20 protein-coding genes and 1 pseudogene are annotated in these 23,895 nt (G+C 72.3%); 8 read left to right on the top strand and 13 right to left on the bottom strand.

What is annotated here, in order from left to right; translation table 11 throughout:
* Nucleotides 1-356: 356 nt before the first annotated feature.
* The 3 genes from ACIQU3_RS06205 to ACIQU3_RS06195 all read left to right on the top strand — a co-directional run bounded on the left by ACIQU3_RS06205 (nt 357) and on the right by ACIQU3_RS06195 (nt 3,130).
* Nucleotides 357-1,292, top strand: coding sequence for a transcriptional regulator (locus ACIQU3_RS06205; protein WP_403923531.1), 936 nt, complete (start codon nt 357-359; stop codon nt 1,290-1,292).
* 174 nt (nt 1,293-1,466) lie between these two features.
* A complete protein-coding gene (locus ACIQU3_RS06200; protein ID WP_403743060.1) occupies nt 1,467-1,895 on the top strand; it encodes a peptidoglycan-binding protein in 429 nt (142 codons plus the stop codon).
* 296 nt (nt 1,896-2,191) lie between these two features.
* Nucleotides 2,192-3,130, top strand: a complete 939-nt coding sequence (locus tag ACIQU3_RS06195) for a hypothetical protein (protein WP_403923567.1) — start codon at nt 2,192-2,194, stop codon at nt 3,128-3,130.
* On the opposite strand, the gene ACIQU3_RS06190 is transcribed toward ACIQU3_RS06195, so the two are convergent.
* A complete protein-coding gene (locus ACIQU3_RS06190) occupies nt 3,109-4,392 on the bottom strand; it encodes an MFS transporter (RefSeq protein ID WP_403923530.1) in 1,284 nt (427 codons plus the stop codon). The two genes, ACIQU3_RS06195 and ACIQU3_RS06190, sit on opposite strands and share 22 nt — an antisense overlap.
* 169 nt (nt 4,393-4,561) lie before the next feature.
* Here ACIQU3_RS06190 and ACIQU3_RS06185 point away from each other — a divergent pair, with 169 nt between their 5' ends.
* A complete protein-coding gene (locus tag ACIQU3_RS06185; RefSeq protein WP_403743070.1) occupies nt 4,562-6,613 on the top strand; it encodes a phosphocholine-specific phospholipase C in 2,052 nt (683 codons plus the stop codon).
* On the opposite strand, the gene ACIQU3_RS06180 is transcribed toward ACIQU3_RS06185, so the two are convergent.
* Nucleotides 6,603-7,583 carry a hypothetical protein gene (locus ACIQU3_RS06180; protein ID WP_403923527.1) on the bottom strand — a complete coding sequence of 327 codons (981 nt, stop codon included), beginning with the start codon at nt 7,581-7,583 and terminating at the stop codon, nt 6,603-6,605. The genes ACIQU3_RS06185 and ACIQU3_RS06180 overlap by 11 nt on opposite strands.
* The gene (locus ACIQU3_RS06175) at nt 7,580-8,383 is read right to left on the bottom strand and encodes a phosphatase PAP2 family protein (RefSeq protein WP_403743076.1); all 804 of its coding nucleotides are present in this window, start codon (nt 8,381-8,383) and stop codon (nt 7,580-7,582) included. The genes ACIQU3_RS06180 and ACIQU3_RS06175 overlap by 4 nt, the downstream gene beginning before the upstream one ends.
* Before the next feature lie 165 nt (nt 8,384-8,548).
* Here ACIQU3_RS06175 and ACIQU3_RS06170 point away from each other — a divergent pair, with 165 nt between their 5' ends.
* Complete coding sequence (locus ACIQU3_RS06170) at nt 8,549-9,157, top strand: TetR/AcrR family transcriptional regulator (RefSeq protein ID WP_403743079.1); 609 nt, start codon at nt 8,549-8,551, stop codon at nt 9,155-9,157.
* Between the two features lie 152 nt (nt 9,158-9,309).
* Here the strand turns inward: ACIQU3_RS06170 and ACIQU3_RS06165 are convergent, their stop codons facing one another.
* The gene (locus ACIQU3_RS06165) at nt 9,310-10,644 is read right to left on the bottom strand and encodes a DUF2510 domain-containing protein (protein ID WP_403923525.1); all 1,335 of its coding nucleotides are present in this window, start codon (nt 10,642-10,644) and stop codon (nt 9,310-9,312) included.
* A gap of 484 nt (nt 10,645-11,128) precedes the next feature.
* Here ACIQU3_RS06165 and ACIQU3_RS06160 point away from each other — a divergent pair, with 484 nt between their 5' ends.
* Nucleotides 11,129-13,813: an ATP-binding protein gene (locus ACIQU3_RS06160; protein ID WP_403923523.1), complete on the top strand. Its 2,685-nt coding sequence runs from the start codon at nt 11,129-11,131 to the stop codon at nt 13,811-13,813.
* A 105-nt stretch (nt 13,814-13,918) separates the two neighbouring features.
* Here ACIQU3_RS06160 and pcaD read toward each other — a convergent pair whose 3' ends face one another.
* From pcaD to ACIQU3_RS06125, 7 genes and pseudogenes are all read right to left on the bottom strand, one after another.
* Nucleotides 13,919-15,037: a 3-oxoadipate enol-lactonase gene (pcaD, locus tag ACIQU3_RS06155; RefSeq protein WP_403923521.1), complete on the bottom strand. Its 1,119-nt coding sequence runs from the start codon at nt 15,035-15,037 to the stop codon at nt 13,919-13,921.
* The gene (gene pcaB, locus ACIQU3_RS06150) at nt 15,034-16,329 is read right to left on the bottom strand and encodes a 3-carboxy-cis,cis-muconate cycloisomerase (RefSeq protein WP_403923519.1); all 1,296 of its coding nucleotides are present in this window, start codon (nt 16,327-16,329) and stop codon (nt 15,034-15,036) included. The genes pcaD and pcaB overlap by 4 nt, the downstream gene beginning before the upstream one ends.
* Nucleotides 16,326-16,931 carry a protocatechuate 3,4-dioxygenase subunit alpha gene (gene pcaG / locus ACIQU3_RS06145; protein WP_403743092.1) on the bottom strand — a complete coding sequence of 202 codons (606 nt, stop codon included), beginning with the start codon at nt 16,929-16,931 and terminating at the stop codon, nt 16,326-16,328. Before pcaG ends, pcaB begins: the two co-directional genes overlap by 4 nt.
* A 6-nt stretch (nt 16,932-16,937) precedes the next feature.
* On the bottom strand, nt 16,938-17,711 hold the full coding sequence (gene pcaH / locus ACIQU3_RS06140; protein WP_403743095.1) for a protocatechuate 3,4-dioxygenase subunit beta: 774 nt from the start codon (nt 17,709-17,711) through the stop codon (nt 16,938-16,940).
* A 139-nt stretch (nt 17,712-17,850) separates the two neighbouring features.
* Nucleotides 17,851-18,279, bottom strand: a pseudogene (locus ACIQU3_RS06135) (3-oxoadipyl-CoA thiolase); the annotation flags it as partial.
* A 51-nt stretch (nt 18,280-18,330) separates the two neighbouring features.
* On the bottom strand, nt 18,331-18,975 hold the full coding sequence (locus tag ACIQU3_RS06130) for a CoA transferase subunit B (protein WP_403743097.1): 645 nt from the start codon (nt 18,973-18,975) through the stop codon (nt 18,331-18,333).
* Complete coding sequence (locus ACIQU3_RS06125; protein ID WP_403743100.1) at nt 18,975-19,730, bottom strand: CoA transferase subunit A; 756 nt, start codon at nt 19,728-19,730, stop codon at nt 18,975-18,977. Before ACIQU3_RS06125 ends, ACIQU3_RS06130 begins: the two co-directional genes overlap by 1 nt.
* A gap of 206 nt (nt 19,731-19,936) precedes the next feature.
* Between ACIQU3_RS06125 and ACIQU3_RS06120 the strand changes: the two genes are divergently transcribed.
* Nucleotides 19,937-20,401, top strand: coding sequence for a MarR family winged helix-turn-helix transcriptional regulator (locus ACIQU3_RS06120; protein WP_403743104.1), 465 nt, complete (start codon nt 19,937-19,939; stop codon nt 20,399-20,401).
* 26 nt (nt 20,402-20,427) lie between these two features.
* Here ACIQU3_RS06120 and ACIQU3_RS06115 read toward each other — a convergent pair whose 3' ends face one another.
* Nucleotides 20,428-21,390, bottom strand: coding sequence for a DUF3048 domain-containing protein (locus tag ACIQU3_RS06115; protein WP_403743107.1), 963 nt, complete (start codon nt 21,388-21,390; stop codon nt 20,428-20,430).
* Between the two features lie 205 nt (nt 21,391-21,595).
* On the opposite strand from ACIQU3_RS06115, the gene ACIQU3_RS06110 reads away from it, so the two are divergent.
* On the top strand, nt 21,596-22,786 hold the full coding sequence (locus tag ACIQU3_RS06110; protein ID WP_403743110.1) for a zinc-dependent alcohol dehydrogenase: 1,191 nt from the start codon (nt 21,596-21,598) through the stop codon (nt 22,784-22,786).
* Nucleotides 22,787-22,790: 4 nt separating this feature from the next.
* Here the strand turns inward: ACIQU3_RS06110 and ACIQU3_RS06105 are convergent, their stop codons facing one another.
* A complete protein-coding gene (locus ACIQU3_RS06105) occupies nt 22,791-23,855 on the bottom strand; it encodes an ATP-dependent DNA ligase (protein WP_403923517.1) in 1,065 nt (354 codons plus the stop codon).
* Between the last annotated feature and the right edge of the window lie 40 nt (nt 23,856-23,895).

Genomic DNA, 23,895 nt, shown 5'->3' with positions numbered 1-23,895 from the left:
ATTGGTGGTGAAGGCGCGGGCGACATCTCAGAACGGGGGGAGATGCACGGAATTCCAGATTCCGCCGATGGGGTGTGCCCGGGCCCCGGGCCGGGCCGTATACCGGTCCGTTCCGGTCGTGCGGACCGGTGGTGCTGAGCCGACCGGTCGCGGCGTAAGTCAGATTCTGTGAGCTGTCAGTCAACGGGGTGGACAGAATGAATCAGATGATCGACGTCTCTCACTATTCCTCGGCCGCGGACTTAACCGGAGCGGCCGGAACCGGAGTCGTCGCCCGCGACGCCGGCCCGACGGCGTCCCCCGGGCCTGAGGAGGCGAGCCCGCCGGCGGTGCAGGACATTCCCATCACTTCGATCATGCCGGGCGTCTCCCTGCGCTCGTGCGGGCCGGACGCGGAACACGTGGCCCGCCTGGCGGAGGTGGAAGAGCCTCTGCCGCCCATCCTCGTCGACCGCCGCACGCTGCACGTCATCGACGGGATGCACCGCCTGATGGCCGCCTTCGTCAGAGGGCGGCGGACCATCAGAGTGGAGTTCTTCGAGGGCAGCGCCGACGAGGCGTTCCTGCGTGCCGTGCAGGCGAACGTGACCCACGGCCTGCCGCTCTCGCAGGCCGACCGGCGGGCCGCGGCGGCGAAGATCGTCAGGTCCCACCCGCACCTGTCGGACCGGGCGGTCGCGCGTGCCTCCGGCCTCGGGGCCAAGACCGTGGCCGCCATCCGCAGGCAGCACGACGGCGTGCTGCACCTGCACGCGCGAGTGGGCAGGGACGGCAAGGTCCGTCCGCTCAGCAGCGACGAGGGGCGCAGGCGTGCGGCGGAGCTGATCGGCGAGCGCCCGGACGCCTCGCTGCGGGAGATCGCGCGTCTGGCAGGGCTCTCACCGGCGACCGTGAGCGATGTCCGAAGACGGTTGCGGGCCGGCCAGGATCCGGTCGTCGGACGCGGACACAAGACCCGTCAGGCCAAGGCGGCCCAGCCCGCCGGCGTGGTGTGCCCACTGCCCGCCGGGCGGGCTGACGACCGGGATGACGGCGACCCCCAGGACGTCCTGGAGAAGCTGTTGCGCGACCCCTCCCTGCGTCACAAGGAGGAGGGGCGGAACCTGCTGCGCCTGCTGCACCAGAACGCCGTCGGCATGCAGCAGTGGACCGAGCTCACCGCGGCGGTCCCGCCGCACTGCGGTGCCCTGGTGATGAACCTGGCCCGCCAGTACGCCGAGACCTGGTCGCAGTTCGCGCGGAACCTCGATGCGCAGTTGCAGGAGCCGGGCAGGCGGAGCGTGGGCGGGTAAGGGGACGTCGAGCGGGTCCGTTCCGGACCCGGGTGGGTGTGTGCTGAGGGGCGCTGACGGGCTACGGCCTTGTTCAGGCGCCCCTCTGGTTTCCGCTGGTTTCCGCGTCAAAAAGTGAAAACGCAACGGAATTCTCGACTTCGCTATGGCAGCTGATGCATTTATCGTGGATGTATGGAAAAGACAACGGAGTTCTATACCGTCAAACGTGGTGACACCCTCATCAAGATCGCGTCCACGTTCCATGTGACGCTGGACCAGATTCTCGAATGGAATCCCCAGATCGAAAATCCGGACATCATCTTCCCCGGCCAGAAGATTCGCGTCTCGGCGCCGGAGATGCACGGAGAGTACGAACCGTTCCCGGGTGCCGACTTCTTCCAGTCCTCCGTGACCAGTCCCGTCATCGAGGCCATGGGCTACCGCCTCATCGAGGAGGGCTGCTCGGCGTACGCCGGCGGACCCGACTCGCAATGGAGCGAGGCCGACCGGAAGTCGTACTCGAAGTGGCAGCACAAGCTCGGCTTCTCGGGCCACGACGCCGATGGCACACCGGGTCGCAGATCCTGGGACCGGCTGCACGTACCCGCCGTGTACGAGTGACCGGCACCGAGAGCAGGACCGCCCGCCCGCGCCGGCGGATCACGAGGAGAGCGCACGCCGGCCCGCCCCGGACCGCTTGGCGCGCACGGGCCCGAGCACGTATCGCCTATCTCGAGGCGGAACTGGAACACGAGAACACCCGGCGGGCCCGCGGAGACCGGACCGCGCTCATCGAGGGAATGCGCGGGCATCTCGACAAAGCCCGCGCGGCCGCGGACGAGGATTTCGGATGGCGGAAACCGTGGTCGGGATCGGCGGCCCGTGAGGGGGTGTGCTCGAATATCCGCAACGCCGAGGTGTTGTTGATTCAACTGGTTTCCGCCCAAGAAGCCGCGGGCCGCGCCAGTGAGGTCATGGCGCTGGTCAAGGATCACCTGGCCGCTGACGACCCACGCCGGGTGCGGCTCGCCCTGAGGCTGCGTTCCATCATCTCCGGCGACGTGACCCCGAGTGACCGGGATCTGATGGGCCGGGCGCTCGACGCCGCGTACAGCAGCCTGGACGACGAACTGGCGCGGGTGCGCAGCCTGCGCAACACCCTCTGGGTCGCGACGGTCCTCGTGATGATCGGGGTGGTGAACCTGGCCCTCTACGGGTGGTTCTCGCCCAGTTCGCTGAGCCTGTGCTTCTCGCCCTCGGGCGGCTCCGGAGGCACGGTCACCGTCGTGTGCCCCACCGCCGAGTACCACAACGAGCCGGCCGACACGGACCCGAGCCGACTGGCCGGTGCCACGGACATCCTCACCGTCGAGATCGCCGGCCTCGCCGGTGCCGCCCTCACCGTCATCGCCTCGCTGCGCCGCATCCGGGGCACCGACTCGCCGTACATGCTGCCCCTGGCGTCGGCGGTGCTGAAGCTGCCCACCGGCGCCCTGTCGGCCTTCCTCGGGTTGCTGCTGATCCGCGGCGCCTTCGTCCCCGGGCTCAGCGACCTGGACAGCCGGGCGCAGGTCCTCGCCTGGGCCGCGGCCTTCGGCGCCGCACAGCACCTGGTGACCCGGCTCGTCGACGACCGCGCCCAGATGACGCTGTCGGAGGTGGGCAGGACCACCGACGCCGTGGTCGACCCCGAGCGGGTCGCCGTGAAGGAGGGTGTGCCGGCCTCCGCCGCCGGGTCACCCAACGGTGCGGGACCGCACGACGAGCCGCACGACGAACCGCACGAGGACGACGGCAAGGACGGTGAGCAGCCGGTCCCCGACGGCGTACCCCCTCACCGCCGCAGCGGTGCGTGAGCCGTCTCCGGCAGCCGCAGGTACACCACCGACGACACCAGACAGATCACCGCGACGTACCAGGGGAACAGCCCCGCGTGTCCCTGCTCCTTGAACAGCGTGCCCACGTACGGCGCCGTGCCGCCGAAGAGGGCCACCGTCAGCGAGTACGGGAAGCCGATGCCCGCCGCGCGGACCCGGGGTGGGAAGATCTCGGCGTTCACGGCCGCGCTGATCGAGGTGAAGCCGGTCAGCAGCACCATGCCCGCGCACTGCACGAGCAGCAGCACGGCGAACGACTCGCGCAGGGCGTGCAGCAGCGGCACCGTGAGCAGCGCGAAGCCCAAGCCGAAGAAGAGCAGCAGGGAGCGGCGGCCGAAGCGGTCCGAGAGCAGGCCGCCGAGCGGTTGCAGCAGGGCGAAGAAGGCCAGTGAGATCGTGCCCGCGAGCAGCGCGTCCGACTTCTCGATGCCCGCGTTGAGTTCGGCGTACGTCGGCAGGTACGACGTCCACGTGTAGTAGGCGATCGTGCCGCCCGCCGTGATGCCGCCGATGAGGAGCGACTCGCGCGGGTGCCGGCGCAGCGCCTCGAACAGGCCCGGGCGCGGGGCCTGCTGCTGTTCGGCGCTGCGGGTCTCCTGTGCGCCCTGCCGGATCCAGAAACCGACCAGGCTCAGTACGGCCCCGAGCGCGAACGGCACGCGCCAGCCCCAGCCGTTCATCTGCCCGTCGCTCAGCGTGTCCACCAGCAGGGTGGCGATGCCGGAGGCGACCAGCTGCCCCACCGTCGTCGACACGTACTGGAAGCTGGAGAACAGCCCCCGCCGGCCGGGACCCGCCGACTCCACCAGAAAGGTCGTCGAAGCCGCGAACTCGCCCCCCACGGACAGGCCCTGGAGCAGCCGCGCCAGCACCAGGATCACCGGCGCGAGCACGCCCACCGCGGCGTACGTCGGGGTCAGCCCGACCAGCAGACTGCTGCCGCCCATCAGCAGGATCGTGACCGTGAGGGCGGCTCGCCGCCCGTGCCGGTCCGCGACGGCGCCCATCAGCAGTCCGCCCACCGGCCGCATGAAGAAGCCGACCGCGAACACCGCGAACGTGGACAGCAGCGGTACCAGCGAGTTGTCCGCGCTCTTCGGGAAGACCTGGGCGGCTATGTAGGTGGCCAGAAACGTGTAGGCGTACCAGTCGTACCACTCGACCGCGTTGCCCACGGAGGCGGCGAGGAGCTGGCGAACGGGCCGTTTCGTCGGCGGGGAAACCGTCTGCGTCTCTGTCACGCCCCTCACCCTCCCCTGGCAACGCCCCGGCACACCCTCCGTACCGGCGACTTTCACATGAGTGTCACGCGCCCCTTCCTTGGTGTTTGGTGTCCCTGAAACACTCCTTCCGCGCAGATTCCGTCACGCTCCGGCCATCCCGCACCTCAGGATGAGAGGTCTGTCCTTCATGTCCGAAGTCAACCGGCGCCGCTTCCTCCAACTCGCGGGCGCCACCACGGCCTTCAGTGCCCTGTCCGCCAGCATCCAGCGCGCCGCCGCCCTGCCGGCGAACCACCGCACCGGGTCGATCGAGGACGTCGAGCACATCGTCGTCCTCATGCAGGAGAACCGTTCCTTCGACCACTACTTCGGCACCCTGAGAGGCGTCCGCGGCTTCGGCGACCCCCGGCCGGTCACCCTCGACAACGGCAAACCCGTCTGGCACCAGGAGAAGGACGGCAAGGAGATCCTGCCGTTCCACCCGGACGCCGACGACCTCGGCATGCAGTTCCTGGAGGGCCTGCCGCACTCCTGGCCCGACGGCCATCAGGCCTACGACGGCGGCAAGTACGACCGCTGGGTGCCCGCGAAGGGCACCACCACCATGGCGTACCTGACCCGTGAGGACATCCCCTTCCACTACGCCCTCGCCGACTCGTTCACCGTCTGCGACGCCTACCACTGCTCGTTCATCGGCTCCACCGACCCCAACCGCTACTACATGTGGTCGGGGTACACGGGCAACGACGGCACCGGCGGCGGCCCGGTCCTCGGCAACGACGAACTCGGCTACGGCTGGACGACGTACCCCGAACGCCTGGAGCAGGCCGGCATCTCCTGGAAGATCTACCAGGACATCGGCGACGGCCTCGACGCGAAGGGCTCGTGGGGCTGGATCCAGGACGCCTACCGCGGCAACTACGGCGACAACTCGCTGCTGTACTTCGACAAGTACCGCGACGCCAAGCCCGGCGACCCCTGGTACGACAAAGCCCGCACCGGCACGAACGCCAAGGCCGGCGACGGCTACTTCGACGTGCTGAAGGCGGACGTGAAGGCCGGCAAACTGCCCCAGATCTCCTGGATCGCCGCCCCCGAGGCCTTCTCCGAGCACTCCAACTGGCCGTCGAACTACGGCGCCTGGTACATCGCGCAGGTCCTGGACGCCCTCACCTCCAACCCGGAGGTCTGGTCGAAGACGGCCCTGTTCATCACCTACGACGAGAACGACGGCTTCTTCGACCACGTGGTGCCTCCGCTGCCCCCCAAGGACGCCTCCCGTGGCCTGTCCACCGTCGACGTCTCCCTCGACCTCTTCCCGGGCGACGCCAAGAACACGGCCGGCCCCTACGGACTCGGCCCCCGGGTCCCGATGCTGGTCGTCTCCCCGTGGAGCAGGGGCGGCTACGTCTGCTCCGAGACCCTCGACCACACGTCGATCCTGCGGTTCATGGAGCGCCGCTTCGGTGTGCGCGAGACCAACATCTCGCCGTGGCGCCGGGCCGTCTGCGGCGACCTGACCTCCGCGTTCGACTTCTCCCGCAAGGACACCCGCCCGGCCCCGCTGCCCGGCACCGAGGCCTACGAGCCGCAGGACCGCGAGCGCCACCCGGACTACAGGCCCGTCCCGCCGGCCGACCCGCGCATGCCGCGGCAGGAACGCGGACTGCGCCGTACCCGGCCGCTGAAGTACGCCCCGCACGTGGACGCCTCGGTCGACGCCGCGGCCGGGAAGCTCACCCTCACCCTCGCCTCCGGCGCGAAGTCCGGCGGCGCCTTCCACGTCACGTCGGGCAACCGCACCGACGGCCCCTGGACGTACACCACCGAGGCCGGCAAGACCCTCTCCGACACGTGGAACTCGGCGTACTCCGGGGGCTCCTACGACCTGACCGTGCACGGCCCGAACGGCTTCGTGCGCGTCTTCAAAGGCTCGAACAGGACGACCGGCTGCGAGGTCACGGCCCGCCACACCGGTGACGACATCGAGCTGACCTTCACCAACAAGGGATCCGGAACGGCCCGCCTGAAGATCTCCGACGGCTACGGCGGCCGGCCCTCGACGGTCACCGTCCGCCCCGGCGCCAAGGTGTGCCGGACCGTCGATCTCGCCGCCGGCCGCCGCTGGTACGACCTGACCGTCACCACCGAGGGCGACAAGGCGTTCCTGCGGCGGTTCGCGGGGCACGTGGAGAACGGGCAGCCGGGGGTCAGCGACCCGGCGATCGTCACCGGGTAGCGGGAGCGAGGTGCCCCGGATCGTGCGGCCGGGGCACCAGCACGGGTTCGGTCGTGGCCGAGCCGGGCTCCAGCGCCAGGACGGCGGCCACCGGATGGTCGTCCTCCACCGCACGGTGGTCGTCCACCGCATGGTCGTCGTTCATCGGGGCGGCCGTGGGTGCCCGGGTGAGCAGCACCACGCCCCAGGACGACAGGCCCGCCCCGGCGAGCGCGAGCAGCACGCCCGCCGGACCCCCCTGGAGGCGTTCGCCCAGCAACGACAGGCCGATCACCGCGGCGGCCAGGGGATTCGACAGGGTCACCATCGCGAGGGGACCGCCCAGCCCGCCCCGGTACGCGGTCTGCGACAGCAGCAGCCCGCCGGCCGCGAACGCCGCCACGAGCAGGGCCACAGCGACCACCTGGACGCTCAGCACCGGCCCGGACCGGTCCGTCGCGGCCACCGTCACCGTCTGCGTGAGGGCCGAGGCGACCCCGGAGGCGAGACCGGACGCGGACGCGTGCCGCAGCCCGGGGCGGGTGCCCGGCCGGGACAGCACGCCGATGAGCGCCGCCGCGGCACCCGCGACCGCCAGTGCCTCGGGAACGCTCAGCACGTCGTCCGGCTCCGGACCGGACGCCGTCACCAGGATGGCGCCCAGCCCCAGCAGCGTCAGCGCGGTGCCCCTCCACTCGACCGCGCCGACCCGGCGTCCCGCCAGCCGCGCCCCCATCGGCACCGCCGCGATCAGGGTGAGCGCGCCGAGCGGCTGGACCACGGTCAGCGGGCCGTACCGGAGGGCGACGACGTGCAGGAGCGCGGCCGACGCGTTCAGCCCGGCCGACCACCACCAGGCGCCGGTGCCCAGCAGCCGCAGCGTGCCCGCGCCCCGGGAACGGGACGCCAGCCGCTCCTGGGTGACCGCGGCGGCGGCGTAGGCGACGGCGGAGACCAGGGACAGGGCGGCGGCGATCACCACGGCGCTCATCGGCCGGCCCCTGCGAATGCCCGCTCGTCCCGCTGCGCCGGTACGAGGCTGCCCTGCGCAGGCGTGGCCGTGCTCGCGGTGCGGGGCGGCAGGTGAACGAGCGCGAGAGCGAGCCCGAGCAGGGCCGCCGCCACGAGTGCGTCGAGCCAGTAGTGGTTGGCGGTGCCGACGATCACCAGCAGGGTCAGCAGCGGATGCACCAGCCAGAGCCACCGCCATCGGGAGCGCGTCGCGACGATCAGCCCGACCGCCACCATCAGCGCCCAGCCGAAGTGCAGGGACGGCATCGCCGCGAACTGGTTCGACAGCGAGTCCGTCGCGGGGTCGCCGTACACCGACGGCCCGTACACCCGCGCCGTGTCGATCAGGCCGGTCGCGGCGAGCATGCGCGGCGGGGCGAGCGGGAACAGCAGGTGCAGCACCAGCGCGGCGGCCGTGACGGCGGCCAGCACGCGGCGCGCCCAGACGTAGTGGCCCGGCCGCCGCAGGTAGAGCCAGACCAGGAAGGCGACGGTGGCGGGGAAGTGAACGGCCGCGTAGTAGCTGTTCGCGACGTGCACCAGGCCGTCGCCGTGCAGCAGCAGGGACTGCACCGCCCCCTCGCCGGGCAGGTGGACCGCCCGCTCGAAGTCCCACACGCGGTGCGCGTCGCCAAGGGCCTCACCGGTGTGACCCGTGGCCAGTTGCCGGCCGAACTTGTAGACGAGGAAGAGCCCTGCGACGAGCAGGAGCTCCCGGACGAGCGGCGGTCGCGCTATCGCGTCGGACCCCGCCGGCGCAGGCTCGGTGCGGGCATTCATCCCCCGGCCCCTTCGGTGACGGTGGCGCTGTTATCGGTACGAGAGCGTACCGATACGCCAGTGTACCGATACGGCTGCGTACCGGTACACTGGTGTATCGATAGACGTACGACACACCGCCGGCCGGGAATTTTCCGGCCGCCGACCGAAGCCAGGAGCATCGCCATGACGTCGCAGGCCGCGGACCGGCCCGAGCCGGTCGGTGCCACGCGCCGCTCCAAGATCACGCCGGAGCGTGAGCAGGAGTTCTACGACGCCGTGCTGGAACAGCTGGGGGAGTGCGGCTACGACTCCGTCACCATGGAAGGCGTCGCCGCGAGCACCCGGTGCAGCAAGTCCACGCTCTACCGCCAGTGGAAGACCAAGCCCCAGCTGGTGGCGGCGGCGCTGCGCTCCCACCGGCGGACGCGCTGCATCGACACCGGCTCGCTCGCCGAGGACCTGCGCGAGGCGGCCCGGGCGGCGGGCGAGCTGTCCGGCCGGGACACCAAACTGCTCCAGGCGCTCGCCCATGCCGCGGGCCAGGACCCGGAGTTGCAGCGTGCGCTGCGCGAGGCGCTGGTCGAGCCGGAGATCGCCGCGCTGAAGGAGATCATCCGGCGTGGGGTCGAACGCGGAGAGGTCCCCGCCGACCACCCGGCACTGGAGTACATCCCGGCCCAGCTGCTCGGGGTCCTGCGGGTGCGGCCCCTCCTGGAGGGCGAGTGGGCCGACCCCGACTACCTGGTCCGTTTCGTGGAGGCCGCCGTACTGCCGGCACTGGACCTGACCTGAGACCCGGGCCGCCGTCCGCCGGATGAACGGACGGTGACCCGACCGCGCCGACCCGTGGGGACGGGGGCGGCGCGCACCCCCGGCCGGGTGGGGTGCCCCTGTGAGCGGCGGGGGCGCCCCACCCGGCCGACCGGCGTCCGTGGGCCGGGAGGTCAGACGTCCTGGCCGTTGCCGCTGCCCATCGACACCTTGATGCCCTTGGTGATCTCGTCCAGCACGGCCTCCTTCTGGTCCGCGTCGACGCCGAACCGTACGACGACCATCTGCTTGGCGTTCGCCGGTGAGGGGAACGCGAGCGACTCCACGATGCCGTCGGCGCCCTTCTTCGTGACGGCCTTCCAGCGGACCAGGTAGCCGCGCTGCCCGGCCACGGTCACGGCCTTGGAGTCGAGTACGTCGTGGGAGGTGATGCCGCCGTAGGACTTGCCGCCGTAGGACTCCTCGGCGTTCTTGGCGATGTCCGCCTTCGCGATCTCCTCGGCGGTGGCGCCCTTGGCACCGAGGAGAAGGGCCGGGGCGGAGTAGGCGCCGCCCTTCGTGCACGTCGAGGAGGTGTCGCCGGGGCACTTGTAGGAGTCGTCGGACGTCACCTGCGCACCGGCGTTGGCCTGCTGGCCGTACCAGCCCTTCGGGATCGGCAGGCTGATGCCGCTGACCGTGTCGGTCACCGACCCGCTCCTGATCTTCGGCGGCTGGGACTGCTCGGGCCGCGGACTCTGCCCGCCGGACCCGCCGGACCCGCCGTCGCCACCGGACCCGCCGGAGCCCCCCGACCCGCCCGGCCCGCCGAACGGCCCGCCCTGACCCCCGGGCGCGCCCGGCCCGCCGGGCGCCTGCGAGGTGGGCGCGTCGCCCTTGCCGCCGTCGTCCGCCAGCGCGTACACGCCCACGCCGATGCAGGTGAGGACCACCACGGCCGCGGCGACGGCGGCACCTATGCGCAGCCGCCGCCCCTGTCCGCCCGGAGGGGCGGCGGGATAAGCGGGATAGGCGGGATGGGCGGCGGGGTATCCGCCGCCTGCCGGATGCGAACCGCCGGGCTGCCCGCCGACTGCGGGCTGCGAAGCAGCCCCCGGGTACCCGTTCCCCCCCGGCCCCCAGCCGCTTGCCGCCTGCCCGGCACCACTTGGGTACTGCCCGGGGACTGCCGCCTGTCCGGCATCGCCCGGCTCACCGGCCCCGGGCGCGTCGGTCCCGGCCTGCCCCCCGGCTCCCGGCGTCTCACCGCTCGTCGGCGCCGCCGCGCCTGCCGGCTGTCCCGTCCCCGGCACCTCGGATTCGGCCGGAGCGGGCGGTGTGCCGCCAGGGGCCTGGCCGGAGGGTGCGGGGCCGGTGGGCGCCGGGCCTGTCGGGGGACCCCACGCGGGCGGCTGCGCCGGGCGGATGCGGTCCGTCCAGGCCTTGCCGTCCCACCAGCGCTCGGTGGCGGGCCCGTCACTTGTCTGTCCGGGATCGGCGTACCACCCGGGAGGAGTCTCCTGCGTCATGCCCCCACCGTATGAGGCGTCGGTGAAAGAGGCATGAGAGGCGTCGGAACCGGCTGTTCCACGACGGCTCGCGCCAGGCCCCGCGCCGGACGCCGCGCCCGCCCACTCGCTCCTCTCAGGGGGCCGAAAAGCACCCCTCCGCCGGGACGGAAGAAGAACGCGAGCGCGAAACGCGCGTACGGTTTCGCCGGAGCCTCGTCCCCTCGCCACCGGCCCACGACGTGACGAAGCGCGCTTCGGTGATCGCCACCCGGAAGCCGTGGACGCCGGACTCGTGCCCCGGAAAATGCTGAAAGGACGTCATCTCCCGCGGCCTCGACCGTCGTTGACTTCAGGACGGCTGGTGACGGGACAAGTGCGTCGACCGGCCGTACCCCGTGTCACCCATCACGGCAAGAGGTGCCCCGACCACCCTCCACTCGGGCAATCGGACGGCTACGCTCGACATCTGTACGTCGTTCGGGCGACTTGGGGAGGTAGCGGGATGACGGAGGTACGGCCCATGGCCGCCGCCTCGGCTTCCCTGTGGGAGCGCGACCAGGAGGTCGCCGCCGTCGAGCGGGCGGTCGACAACCTGTGCGCGGACCGTTCCTCGTCCGGCGGACTGCTGGTCTTCCGCGGCGAGGCCGGACTCGGCAAGACCGCGCTGCTGGCCGAAACCCGCCGCATCGCCGAAGCGCGCGGCTGCACGGTCTGGTCGGCGCGCGGCGGCGAGACCCTCAGGTCGGTCCCCTTCAACGTGGTACGGCAGCTGCTGCAGCCGGCGCTGGTGTCGATGCTGCCCGAGGAGGCCCGCGAGTACCTCGGCGACTGGTACGACATCGCCGGCCCCGCCCTCGGCATCGCGGACCCCGGAGACCGGCAGGCCGACCCGCAGGGCGTGTGCGACGGTCTGGTCGCGGCCGTACGCCGGCTCGCCCGCAGGGACTGGCCGCTGGTGCTGCTGATCGACGACGCCCACTGGGCGGACCACGAGACCCTGCACTGGCTCGCGGGACTCGCCGAGCGCCTCGACGAGATGTCCGTCCTGGTCGTCGTCACCCGCCGCCCCGAGGAAACCGCCGGCGCGAGCGCCCGCCACCTCGACGCCGTCGCCGCCGCCGCGGACGGCCCCGCCACCACCCTCAGCGCCCTCACCCCGGGCGCCACCGCGGGACTCACCCGCGCCACCCTGGGCGAACACGCCGACGCCGCCTTCTGCCGCGAGGTCTGGGCCGTCACCGCCGGCAACCCCTACGAAACCGTCGAACTCCTCGCCAAGGTGCAGGACAGCGAGCTCGAACCGGTCGAGGCCCGGGCCGGTGAACTGCGTGAACTGAACCGCTCCGCCCGCGGCGGCGGCCTCGTCGCCCGCCTGGAGGAACTCGGCATCGACGCCACCCGGTTCGCCTGGGCCGCCGCCATCCTCGGCACCGGCATCTCCGTCGGCCTGGTCGCCAAACTCGCCACCCTGCAGCCGGACGACGCCCGCCGCTGCGCCGAACTGCTGCGCACCGCCCGCATCCTCACCGCGCCCGACCCCGCGACCGGCCGCAGCGCCGACGGCGACCTGGAGTTCGTCCACCCGCTGATCGCGACCGCCGTCTACAACTCCATCCCCGACGCCCTGCGCACCGCCATGCACGGCATCGCCGCCCGGATCGTCTCCGACGAGGGACACGGCGCCGCGGCCGCCGCCCGTCACCTCCTGGAGGTCCACCCGGACGACGACGAGGAACTCGTCGGGCAACTGCGCGAGGCCGCCCGCGAGCACCTCGCCGTCGGCGCCCCCGACGCGGCCCGCCGCTGCCTGGAGCGTGCCCTGAAGGAACCACCGCGGCCCGAGTCCCACCCGCACGTCCTCTACGAACTCGCCGAGGCCACCTTCCTCACCGCTCCCGCCCGCACCATCGGCCATCTGCGGACCGCGCTCGGCATGCCCGGCCTCGACGGCGACCAGCGGGTGGACGCCGTCTTCCGGCTCTCCCAGGCACTCCTGCACAACAACCAGCTGGAGGAGGCGGTCCGCACGGTCGAGGCGGAGGCCGCCCGGCTTCAGCCGGGCCCCGCCCGGATGCGGCTGCAGGCCGCGCAGTTCATGTGGGAGGGGCTGCACGCCGGCGAGGCCGCCTCACCCGACCGCTCCCAGCGGCTCGCCGACCTGGCCCGCCCCTGCACCGGCCGGGACAACTCCGAACGCGCCCTGCTCATCCTGCGCGGCTTCGACGCCCTGATGCACGGCGAGAACGCCGAGGAGGTCGTCGAACTGTGCGACCGCGCCCTCGTCAACGGCCGGCTCGCCCCGGGATTCGGCTGGACCGACACCGAGTGGGGCATCGAACTGCTGCTGATGCTGGCCAACGCGTACGGCTTCACCGACCGCCTCGACCGCGCCGAAACCCTCTACAACGAAGCGCTGCGCGCTTACGAGACAGCCGGCTGGAGCGGCGGCCACCTCGCCCTGGCCCACGCCTACGTCGGGATCGGCCACCGCAGGCGGGGCCGGCTGAAGGAGGCGGAGGCGTCCCTGCGCGAAGCGCTGCGCCTCGCCGAGCGCGTCGGCCGCGGCCTGCCTCTGTACTGGTCCGCGACGTGCAGCCTGGTCGACACCCTGCTCGCCCGCGGCCAGGTCGAACAGGCCTGGGACGTCGCCGAACGGCACGGCTTCGCACCGCCCTACCCGTCCACCATCGTCCTGCCCGACCCGCGATCCGTGCGCGGCCGGCTGCTGCTGGCCGTCGGCCGCACCAAGGACGGCATCAACGAGCTGGAGGCCGCGGAGAAGGCGGCGGCGGCCCGCGGCCACCACAACCCGGTGCTCGTCCCCTGGGCGGCCGATCTCGCCCGGGCCCTGCGCACCGAGGACCCGGCGCGGGCCGCCCGGCTCGCCGTCGACGTACGCCGCCAGGCCGAGCGCTTCGGCACCGACACCGCGATAGGAGAAGCCCTGCGCTGCGCCGCCGACCTGGAGACGGGGCAGCGGGCGGTCCGGCTCTACGGCCAGGCCGTCACCTATCTGGAGGCCTCGCCCTGCCTGTACGAACACGCGGCCGCCCGCATCGAGTTCGGCATCGCCGCCCGTTCGGCCACCGACCTGCACCGCGGCCTCGACCTGGCGGTCTCGTGCGGCGCCGACGCGCTGGCGGAGCGGGCACGGGCCGCGCTCAGGGCCGGTACCGGCCCGGCCTGACGCGCACGCCGAGCAACCGGCCGACGGGCGCCCGGCTCCTGTCCGCCTGCGTGGCGCCGGTCACCACACTGCCCCACAGCCCTGCGCAGCCCTGTCCCGCGCCGCTCACGAGGTGCCGTCCTCCTCGGCCAGCACCCGCTGGGCCGTCGCGAACGCCGAGTTCGCCGCCGGCACACCGCAGTACACCGCCGTCTGCAGCAGCACCGCGCCGATCTCCTCCGGGGTGAGCCCGTTGCGGCGTGCCGCGCGGACATGCATGGCCAGCTCGTCGTAGTGGCCGTGCGCGACCAGCGCGGTGAGGGTGATCATGCTGCGTTCGCGGCGCGACAGGGTGGGGTCGGTCCAGATCTCGCCCCACGCGTAGCGCGAGATGAAGTCCTGGAAGCGCGCCGTGAACGGTGTCTGGCGGGCCTGGGCCCGGTCGACGTGCGCGTCGCCGAGCACTTCGCGCCGCACGGCCATGCCCCGCCGGGCACCCTGGCCGAAGTGGGCGCGCAGGGCGGTCAGCACCGCCTCCGGGCACTGCGCGGGTGCCAGGTGGGAGGCGCCCGGCAGCTCCACGAGCGTCGCGCCCGGCACGGCGTCGGCGATCTCCCTCAGGTGCGCGGGCGGGGTCGCGGGATCCTCCCGGCCGGCGACCAGCAGGGTCGGGACGGCGATCTCCGTGAGCCGCTCCCGCAGGTCGAACGCGGCGAGCGCGTCACAGCAGGCGGCGTAGGCCTCCGGGGCGGCGTCCCGGTGGTCCCGGACCAGGCGGGGCACGGTGAAGTCGCCGGCGAACCAGCGCGCTCCCGCGTTGTCCGCCAGCCCGGCCAGCCCCTCCCGCCGCACCAGCGCGGCTCGTTCCTCCCAGGGCCTGGATCCGTTGAAGTGCGCCGACGAACAGATCACGGCGAGCGACGACAGCCGCTGCGGATGGTGCACCGCGAGATGCAACCCCACGGCCCCGCCCAGCGACACACCCGCGTACGCGAACCGCTCGACGCCGAGCGAGTCGGCGAGCGTCAGCACCAGCCCGGCGAGGTCGCCGACCGTCGCGCCGGCCCGGACGAGACCCGCCGCCGAACCGCCGTGCCCGGGCAGGTCCCAGCGCACCACCCGGTGGGTGAGCGACAGTTCGGGCGCCACGTCGTCCCACAGGGCGTACGACGTGCCGAGCGAGGGGCCGAGGAACAGCGGGGGAGCGGAGGCGGGTCCTTCGGTGTGGTGGTTCAGGAGTGTCAACGTCGCTCCAGCGCACGGTCGGTGAGGGCTCCGGCGGAGCCCGTGTAATGAGCCGGGTCGAGATCCACCCCGGCCAGCTCGGGTGCCTCGGTGAGGGGTTGCCCGGCGGCGGCCAGCCGCGTGAGGAGCTCCTTGGCGCGGGCACGGCCCAGCACCGGGGCCAGCTCGGCGGCCAGCCGTTCGGAGACGATCAACCCGTGGGTGAGGTCCAGGTGTTCACGCATGACCTCCGGTCTGACCCGCAGCCCCTGCGCCAGTTCGGCCGCGTCCCGGGCGGCCCCGCCGACCAGCCGCAGCAGATCCCGCAGCGGTTCCCACTCGGCGTGCCAGGCCCCGGCCGGGCGTTCGTCCTCCGCTGCCATCGCCCCGTACAGGGTCGCCGCGAGCTGGGGTGCCCGCCGTGCGGCGGAGGCGATCAGCGTGGAACGTACCGGGTTGGACTTGTGCGGCATGGCGGACGAACCCCCGCCGCTGCCCTCCGCGAGCTCGGCGATCTCGGTACGCGACAGGGTGAGCACGTCCACGGCGAGCTTGCCGAGCGCGCCCGCCGTGAAGGCCAGACACCCGGCGAGGTCGGCGACCGGCGTCCGCAGGCTGTGCCACGGCAGGTCGGGTGCCCGCAGACCGAGTTCCCGGGCGTACGCCTCCGGCAGCCCGGCCGGATCGCTCGCACCGTACGCCCCGAAGGCCGCCAGCGTTCCCGCCGCGCCCCCGAGCTGGGCGGGCAGCGACTCCCGGGCGGCCCGCACCCGGTCCCGCGCGTCCAGCACCAGCGACCGCCACCCGGCCGCCTTCAGTCCGAACGTGATCGGTACCGCGTGCTGGGTGAGGGTCCGCCCCGGCATCGCGGTGTCGCGGTGCCCGGCGGCCAGCCGGGCCAGCGCCTGCTCGGTACGCCCGAGGTCGGCCAGCACCACGTCCAGGGTGCGCGCGGCCACCAGCATCGTCGCCGTGTCCATGATGTCCTGGCTGGTCGCGCCGCGGTGGACGTAGGCGCCGTACGCCTCGCCCACGGCCCGCGTCAGCTCCTCCACCAGGGGGATGACGGGGTTGCCGCCCGCCCGGGCGCGCTCGGCGAGGGAGCGGACGTCGAAGGCGGCGGCACCGGCCGCCTCGGTCACCGCCGTCGCCGCCTCGGCCGGGGCGAACCCGGTCGCGGCCTGGGCGCGGGTCAGCGCGGCCTCCGCGTCGAGCAGGGCCCGCAGATACGCCTCGTCGCCGGTGGCCGTGGAGGCCGCCGAGCCGGCCCAGCCGGGGGCGAGCAGGCCGGTGTCACCGGGGTGCGCCGTCACGTGAACTCCAGGAAGACCGTCTCGCCTTCGCCCTGAAGGCGGATGTCGAAACGGTACGTGCCGTTCGCCTCCTCCTTCGCGATCAGCGTGTCGCGGCGGGTGTCCGCCAGCGAGGACAGCAGCGGGTCGGCAGCGAGCACCGCCGCGTCGTCCGGCAGGTAGATCCGCGTGTACAGGTGCACGAGCAGCCCTCGGGCGAACACGCACACGCTGAGGTACGGGGCGTTGCGGCCCCGCGCACCGGGCCGCAGGGTGCGCGCGTACCAGTGGCCGTTCGCGTCGGTCTGGATGCGTCCCCAGCCCGTGAACTCCACGCCGTTGCGCCCGAGAAACCCCCCGGATGCCGCGTCGCGCCGCATCGAGCCGTCGGCCGTCGGGAGGTTGCCGTCGGGGTCCGGGCCCCACAGTTCGATCAGGGCGTCCGGCAGCGGGCCCCCCTCGCCGTCGGTGACGTGACCGTGCACGGTGACGGTGTCCGGATGCCCGAGGGGTGCGATGTCCTCGCCGCCGCGGAACGGCAGGGCGTGGCCGTAGAACGGGCCGACGGTGTGCGACGGGGTGGGCAGCACGCTGTCGGGTCGGCTGGTGTCGATCTTCGTCATGGCCGGTCAGCGCCCTTCTTCGATCCAGGTGGCCCGCGGGCCGTCCAGCACGATGTCCCAGTGGTAGCCCATCGAGAACTCCGGCACCGACAGGCCGTGGTCGTACGTGGCGACCAGCCGCTGCCGGGCCGCGTCGTCCGTCACGGACTGGATGATCGGGTCGTAGGGGAACAGCGGGTCGCTCGGGAAGTACATCTGCGTCACCAGCCGCTGGGTGAACGCCGTGCCGAAGAGCGAGAAGTGGATGTGCGCCGGCCGCCAGGCGTTGACGTGCTGGCGCCAGGGGTAGGGGCCCGGCTGGACGGTGGTGAAGCGGTAGTGGCCGTCGTCGTCGGTGAGGGTGCGGCCCACGCCGGTGAAGTTGGGGTCCAGGGGCGCGTCGTGCTGCTCGCGCTGGTGGGCGTACCGGCCCGCCGAGTTGGCCTGCCAGATCTCCACGAGTTGGCCGCGCACGGGGCGGCCGTCGCGGTCCAGCAGCCGTCCGGAGACGGTGATGCGCTCGCCGAGCGGTTCGCCGTCGTGCTGCCGGGTGAGGTCGTTGTCGATCTCGGTGACGTCCCGTTCGCCGAAGGCGGGGGAGGACAGCTCCACCAGCTCGGGGTCCTTGCTGACGTCGATGGTGACCGGCGGCTGTTTGGGGTGCCGCAGCACCGAGGACCGGTACGGCGCGTAGTCGCGGCGCGGCTGGTGCTCGACGGGCCCTCCGTCGGCGAGCCGCTTCTCGTACGCGGCCCGCTCAGCCGCGATCTCCTGGTCGATGTCGCGTTGCGTGATGGTCATGGGGAATCCCTGAGGGTTCTTACGGTTGTCGTCGACGGGGCAAGGAAACCTGCCCTGAAGGGGCGCGGGGCGGGATCGATATGCGGCTCCGCCGCGCGGGCGCGACCGGCCACCGACGGCCCGCAGCCGCGCGCATCGCTCAGCGTTCCAGGACGAGGGCGAGCCCTTGCCCCACCCCGACACACAGCGTGGCCACACCCACACCACTGCCCCGCCGGGCCAGTTGATGAGCGACCGTCCCGGCGAGCCGGGCCCCGGACGCACCCAGCGGATGCCCCAGCGCGATCGCGCCGCCCTGCGGATTGAGGATCGCGGGATCGAACTCGGGCCACTCGGCCACACACCCCAGCACCTGCGCGGCGAACGCCTCGTTCAGCTCCAGCACGGACAGGTCGCCGAACCTTTTGCCGGCCTTGGCGAGTGCCCGGTTCACCGCCTCCACGGGCGCGAGCCCGAAGCAATGCGGGTCGGTGGCGGAGACGCCCGTCGCGCTGAAGCGGGCCAGCGGCTCTCGGCCCGTCGCCCTCAGACCCTCCTCGTCGACGAGCAGCAGCGCCGCCGCACCGTCGATGGCTGCGCAGCGCGCACTCGTCCTGCTGTTCCCTGCCGACTGCTCCTTTCATTGCAGGCCCTCCGGCACGGTCAGTTCGGCGTCGGTCCGGGCGGCGATCTCCTCGGTGGTGACCCCCGGCGCGGTCTCCACCAGCACGAGCCCGTCGTCGGTGACGTCCAGGACGCCGAGGTCGGTGATGATCCGGTTCACGCACCCCTTTCCGGTCAGCGGCAGGGAGCATTCGGTGAGGATCTTCGGCGAGCCGTCCTTGGCGGTGTGCGTCATGACGACGACGACCGTGCGGGCCCCGTGTACCAGGTCCATCGCCCCGCCGATGCCGGTGACCAGCTTGCCGGGGACGGCCCAGTTGGCCAGGTCGCCCCGCTCGGACACCTGCATGGCACCGAGCACCGCCACATCGATGTGTCCGCCCCGGATCATCGAGAAGGACAGCGCCGAGTCGAAGAAGGAGGCGCCCGGCAGGACCGTCACCGTCTCCTTGCCGGCGTTGATCAGGTCCGGGTCGACGGCGTCCTCGGTGGGGTAGGGGCCGGTGCCCAGGATGCCGTTCTCCGATTCGAGGACGACCTCCACGCCCTCGGGGAGGAAGTTCGGAATGAGCGTGGGCAGGCCGATGCCGAGATTGACGTACTGGCCGTCCCGCAGCTCCCGTGCCGCGCGGGCCGCCATCTCCTCGCGTGTCCAGGCCATCAGGACCTCACCGTCCGCCGCTCGATCTTCTTGTCCGCCGCCTGCTCCGGGGTGAGCGCGAGCACCCGCTGCACGAAGACGCCCGGCAGGTGCACCGCGTCCGGGTCGATCTCGCCGGGCTCCACGAGTTCCTCCACCTCGGCGATCGTGACCTTCCCGGCCATCGCCGCCAGGGGGTTGAAGTTCCGGGAGGACTTGTTGAAGACGAGGTTGCCGTGCCGGTCGCCGCGCGCGGCCCGCACCAGGGCGAAGTCGGTGCGGATGCCCCGCTCCAGCACGTACTCGGTGCCGTCGAACTCCCGGACCTCCTTCGGCGGGGAGGCGAGCGCGACCTCGCCCCGACCGTCGTAGCGCCAGGGCAGTCCGCCGTCGGCGACCTGCGTGCCGACACCCGCCGGGGTGTAGAAGGCGGGGATCCCGGCGCCGCCGGCCCGCAGCCGCTCGGCCAGCGTGCCCTGCGGGATGAGCTCGACCTCCAGCTCCCCGGCCAGGTACTGCCGCGCGAACTCCTTGTTGGCGCCGATGTAGGAACCCGTGACCCGGGCGATCCGGCCGGCGGCCAGCAGCACCGCCAGCCCCGACTCCATCGCCCCGCAGTTGTTGGACACCACCGCCAGCCCGGCCACGCCGCGCTCGTGCAGCGCCTCGATCAGCACGTTCGGCACACCGCTCAGCCCGAAACCGCCCACCGCGAGCGACGCGCCGTCCGGCACGTCGGCCACCGCCCCCAGGGCCGTGGCGACCACCTTGTCCATCCGAGAAGCCCCATCTCTTCCGAGCGACCCGACCGAATTAATCAGGGCACTGAGTATTTCTGCGAGCTACCTCTCACGCTGTCACCGGGACAGGAAGGGCGTCAAGACCCCGTTGAGCGTGACGGTGAACCTCCGCGCGACCAGCAGACAGCGGTCGATGTGTTGAGTATTGTTCAGTGCACCAACGAATCGAGCGAGGAGTGTCCATGGCGGCCGCGGACCTCACCACCCACCCCGGGCACCTGGCCCGGCGGCTCCAGCAGGCGCACTACCTGCTGTGGAACGCGATGGTCTCCGAGGAGATCACCTCGCCGCAGTACGCGGTCCTCAACACCCTCGTGGCCGAGCCCGGCCTGGACCAGCGCACGGTGGGGGAGCGGGTGGGGCTCGACCGGTCCACGATCGCCGAGGTGATCAGCCGGCTGAGCCGACGCGGGCTGCTCGACAAGGTGCGTGACCCCCAGGACGGCCGCCGCTCGCTGCTGCACCTGACCGACGAGGGGGTGCGCACGCACCGCAGGCTGACCGTGCGCACCGCCCGGATGAACCAGGTGTTCCTCGCCCCGCTGACCGCAGACGAGCGGACGGTGTTCTTCGACCTCATCCGGCGGGTCGCCGACGCGGCCGAGGGCCTGCGCAATCCCGGGGAGCCCGTGGTGACGCCCCGCTGATGCGGGGCCCTCCCGGGCGGGGCCGGTCAGGGTGCCTCGGCGAACACCACCCATACCTGGCCCTTGGCGAAGTTCACCGGCGTGCCGTCGCCGGTGGTGAACGCCGTGCCGTCCGCGGCCTTCTCCCGCTTCCAGTTCACGTCCCAGGCCCGCCCGTCGCGCAGCACCTGCGCCCTCCCCGAGCCGACCGTCTCCGTGTACGGCGTGTTGTTGCCGAGGAAGTCCTGGAAGGCCGACGCGCGCACCTTCACGTACTGCACGACGACCGTCCCGGTCGTCAGCTGCTCGCCGTCGGCTGTCGTCGCGGGTGTGCCGTCCATGCCGACCAGCCAGCGCTCACGCGTGTCCGACCAGGTGAAGCTGAAGCGGGCCGCCGGGTAGCGCACGGTCCGGGACGCCGTGGCCGTGCCACCGGCGGGCGCCGCCCCGTAGTGGAAACCGGTGGTGAGGGCCGCCCGGCCCGGGGTCTCGGACACGATGCGCCCGGGCGTCAGGTAGAGATTGTGCGGGGCGGGCCTGCCGGGGCCGCGGAAGTAGGCATCGGCGGCGTTGCCCGGCGTCTTGGCCTTCAGCGGCGCCTTGTCGATCAGCGGCAGCAGCTTCTTCTGGGCCCCGGAGAAGGCGAGCGTGGGCCGGTCGAACTGGCGCAGCAGCTCCAGATCCGACTCGCGCGCGCTGCGCACCGGCCCGACCGCCTTCGGCAGCCGGGTGGCGTACACCGCGATCAGCCGGCTCAGTCCGCCCTCGACCTGCTCCGCGTAGACCACGTCCGCGGCGTCGACGCCCGTGTGCGGGCGGGCCGCGGCGGCGTTGTCGATCTTGACGACGAGTGGCGAGGGGGACGTGCCGTGTTTCGGGTCCTTCGGCGCTCGACCGTCGTCGCCCGGTCCGCTCCCGCCGGTGCATCCCGCCACCAGGACGGTCGTCACCGTGGCGGTCAGCAGCGCCGCCGTGCTCCTGGCGTGCCGTCCGCGCTTCCCTCGTCCCATGCTCACCCTGGCCACCGCGCCCCGCTGTCCTCGACGTGTCTTGATTGTGCGCTTATCTGAACATTGATGGCCATAGTCGATCGTTCCAGGCGGAGAGGTGTCTTGGCCGCGTCCGTCGTTCGGCTCAAGGTTCAGCGCGGGGCGTTCGGGTACCCGGACGCCGCCGTACGACCGACGCGCACGCTGACGGAGGGAGCGCGAGGCGATGAGGGCAGTGACCTGGCAGGGCAAGCGGGACGTCCGAGTGGAGAACGTGCCCGATCCGACGATCCAGGAGCCGACAGACGCGATCATCCGCATCACCTCCACCGGGCTGTGCGGATCCGACCTGCACCTGTATGAAGTGCTCACCCCGTTCATGACGCCGGGCGACATCCTCGGTCATGAACCCATGGGCATCGTCGAGGAGGTCGGCGCCGGCGTCCCGGACCTCCAGGTGGGGGACCGGGTCGTGGTGCCGTTCCAGATCGCCTGCGGCAACTGCTGGATGTGCCTCACCGGCCTTCCCACCCAGTGCGAGACCACCCAGGTGCAGGGCGAGGGCATGGGCGCCGCCCTGTTCGGCTACACCCGCCTGTACGGCGCGGTGCCGGGCGCGCAGGCGGAGTACCTGCGCGTTCCGCAGGCACAGTTCGGCCCGATCAAGGTCCCCGAGGGCCCGCCCGACGACCGGTTCGTCTACCTCTCCGACGTCCTGCCCACCGCCTGGCAGGCCGTTGCCTACGCCGACGTCCCGAAGGGCGGCAGCGTCGCCGTACTCGGGCTCGGCCCCATCGGCGACATGGCCTGCCGCGTCGCCCAGGTGCAGGGCGCCGGCCGGGTGTTCGGCGTGGACCTGGTCCCGGATCGGCTGCGCCGGGCGAAGGCACGGGGCGTGGAGACGTTCGACCTGAGGTCCTTCGACGACGAGAAGGAACTCGTCGCCGCGATCCAGGACCAGACCGACGGCCGCGGCCCCGACGCCGTGATCGACGCCGTCGGCTCCGAGGCCCACGGCAGCGCGGTCGCGCGCATGGTGCAGAATGCCGCCTCGATCCTGCCCCGCAAGCTGGGCGGCCCGATCGCCGAGCGCTTCAGCATCGACCGTCTCGCCGCCCTCTACACCGCCATCGACCTGGTCCGCCGCGGCGGCACCATCTCACTGTCGGGCATCTACGGTGGCACCGCGGACCCGATCCCGCTGCTCACCCTGTTCGACAAGCAGATCCAGATGCGGATGGGCCAGGCCAACGTCCGCCGCTGGAGCGACGACATCATCCCGTACCTCACCGACGAGGACCCCCTCGGTGTGGAGGACTTCGCCACCCACCGGGTGCCGCTCTCGGAGGCTCCGCACGCGTACGAGATGTTCCAGCGCAAGGAGGACGGCGCGGTCAAGGTCCTGATGCAGCCCTGACCGGCTAGACGCCGAGGATCTCCGCCAGGTCGTAGCGGACCGGCTCCTCCAGTTGCGCGTACGTGCAGCTCTCAGGGGTCCGGTCCGGGCGCCAGCGGCGGAAACGGGCAGTGTGCCGGAAGCGCTGCCCGTTCTCCATGTGGTCGTACGCCACCTCGGCCACCCGGTCCGGTCTGAGCGGCACCCACGACAGGTCCTTGCGGCCCGACCAGCGGCTCGGCGCCCCCGGCAGCCGGGCCTTCTCGTGGGCGGCCTCCTCCGACCAGGCCGCCCACGGATGCCCCGTCACGTCGTCCAGGCGCAGCGGCTCCAGCTCCTGAACCAGTTCGGCGCGCCGCTTCATCGTGAAGGCGGCGGAGACACCCACGTGCTGGAGGATCCCGCGGTCGTCGTACAGGCCGAGCAGCAGCGAACCGACGATCGGGCCGCTCTTGTGCAGCCGGTACCCGGCGACCACGACGTCCGCCGTCCGCTCGTGCTTGATCTTGAACATGGCGCGTTCGTCCGGCCGGTAGCGCACGGTCGGCGGCTTGGCGATGACCCCGTCCAGTCCCGCCCCCTCGTACTCCTCGAACCACTGCCGCGCCACCTCGATGTCGGTGGTCGCCGGTGCCAGGTGAACCGGCGGCCGCACCCCGGACAGCGTCTCGGTCAGCCGCTCCCGCCGCTCGGTCAGCGGCACGTCCATCAGTGACCGGTCGCCGAGTGCGAGCAGGTCGAACACGACCAGCGACGCCGGCGTCCGCTCCGCCAGCGTCCGCACCCGTGAGTCCGCCGGGTGGATCCGCTCCGTCAGCGCGTCGAAGTCCAGATGCCCCTCGCGCGCGATCACGATCTCCCCGTCCACCACGCACCGCTCGGGCAGCCTCTCCCGCACAGCCGTCACCAGCTCGGGAAAGTACCTGGTCAAAGGCTTCCCGGTACGGCTGCCCAGCTCGACCTCGTCCCCGTCGCGGAACACGATCGCCCGGAAGCCGTCCCACTTCGCCTCGTACTGCATGCCCTCGGGGATCGCCGCCACCGACTTGGCGAGCATCGGCAGGACAGGGGGCATCACCGGCAGGTCCATGGCTCGATTCTGCTCTGGTGCACCCCGGTCTGCCCGATAT

This window comes from Streptomyces sp. NPDC101110 (genome assembly GCF_044759525.1).
In the GTDB taxonomy this organism is placed as follows: Bacteria; Actinomycetota; Actinomycetes; order Streptomycetales; family Streptomycetaceae; genus Streptomyces.
The sequence above is the reverse complement of the archived record's forward strand: the minus strand, read 5'-3'. Positions and strand labels throughout refer to the sequence as shown.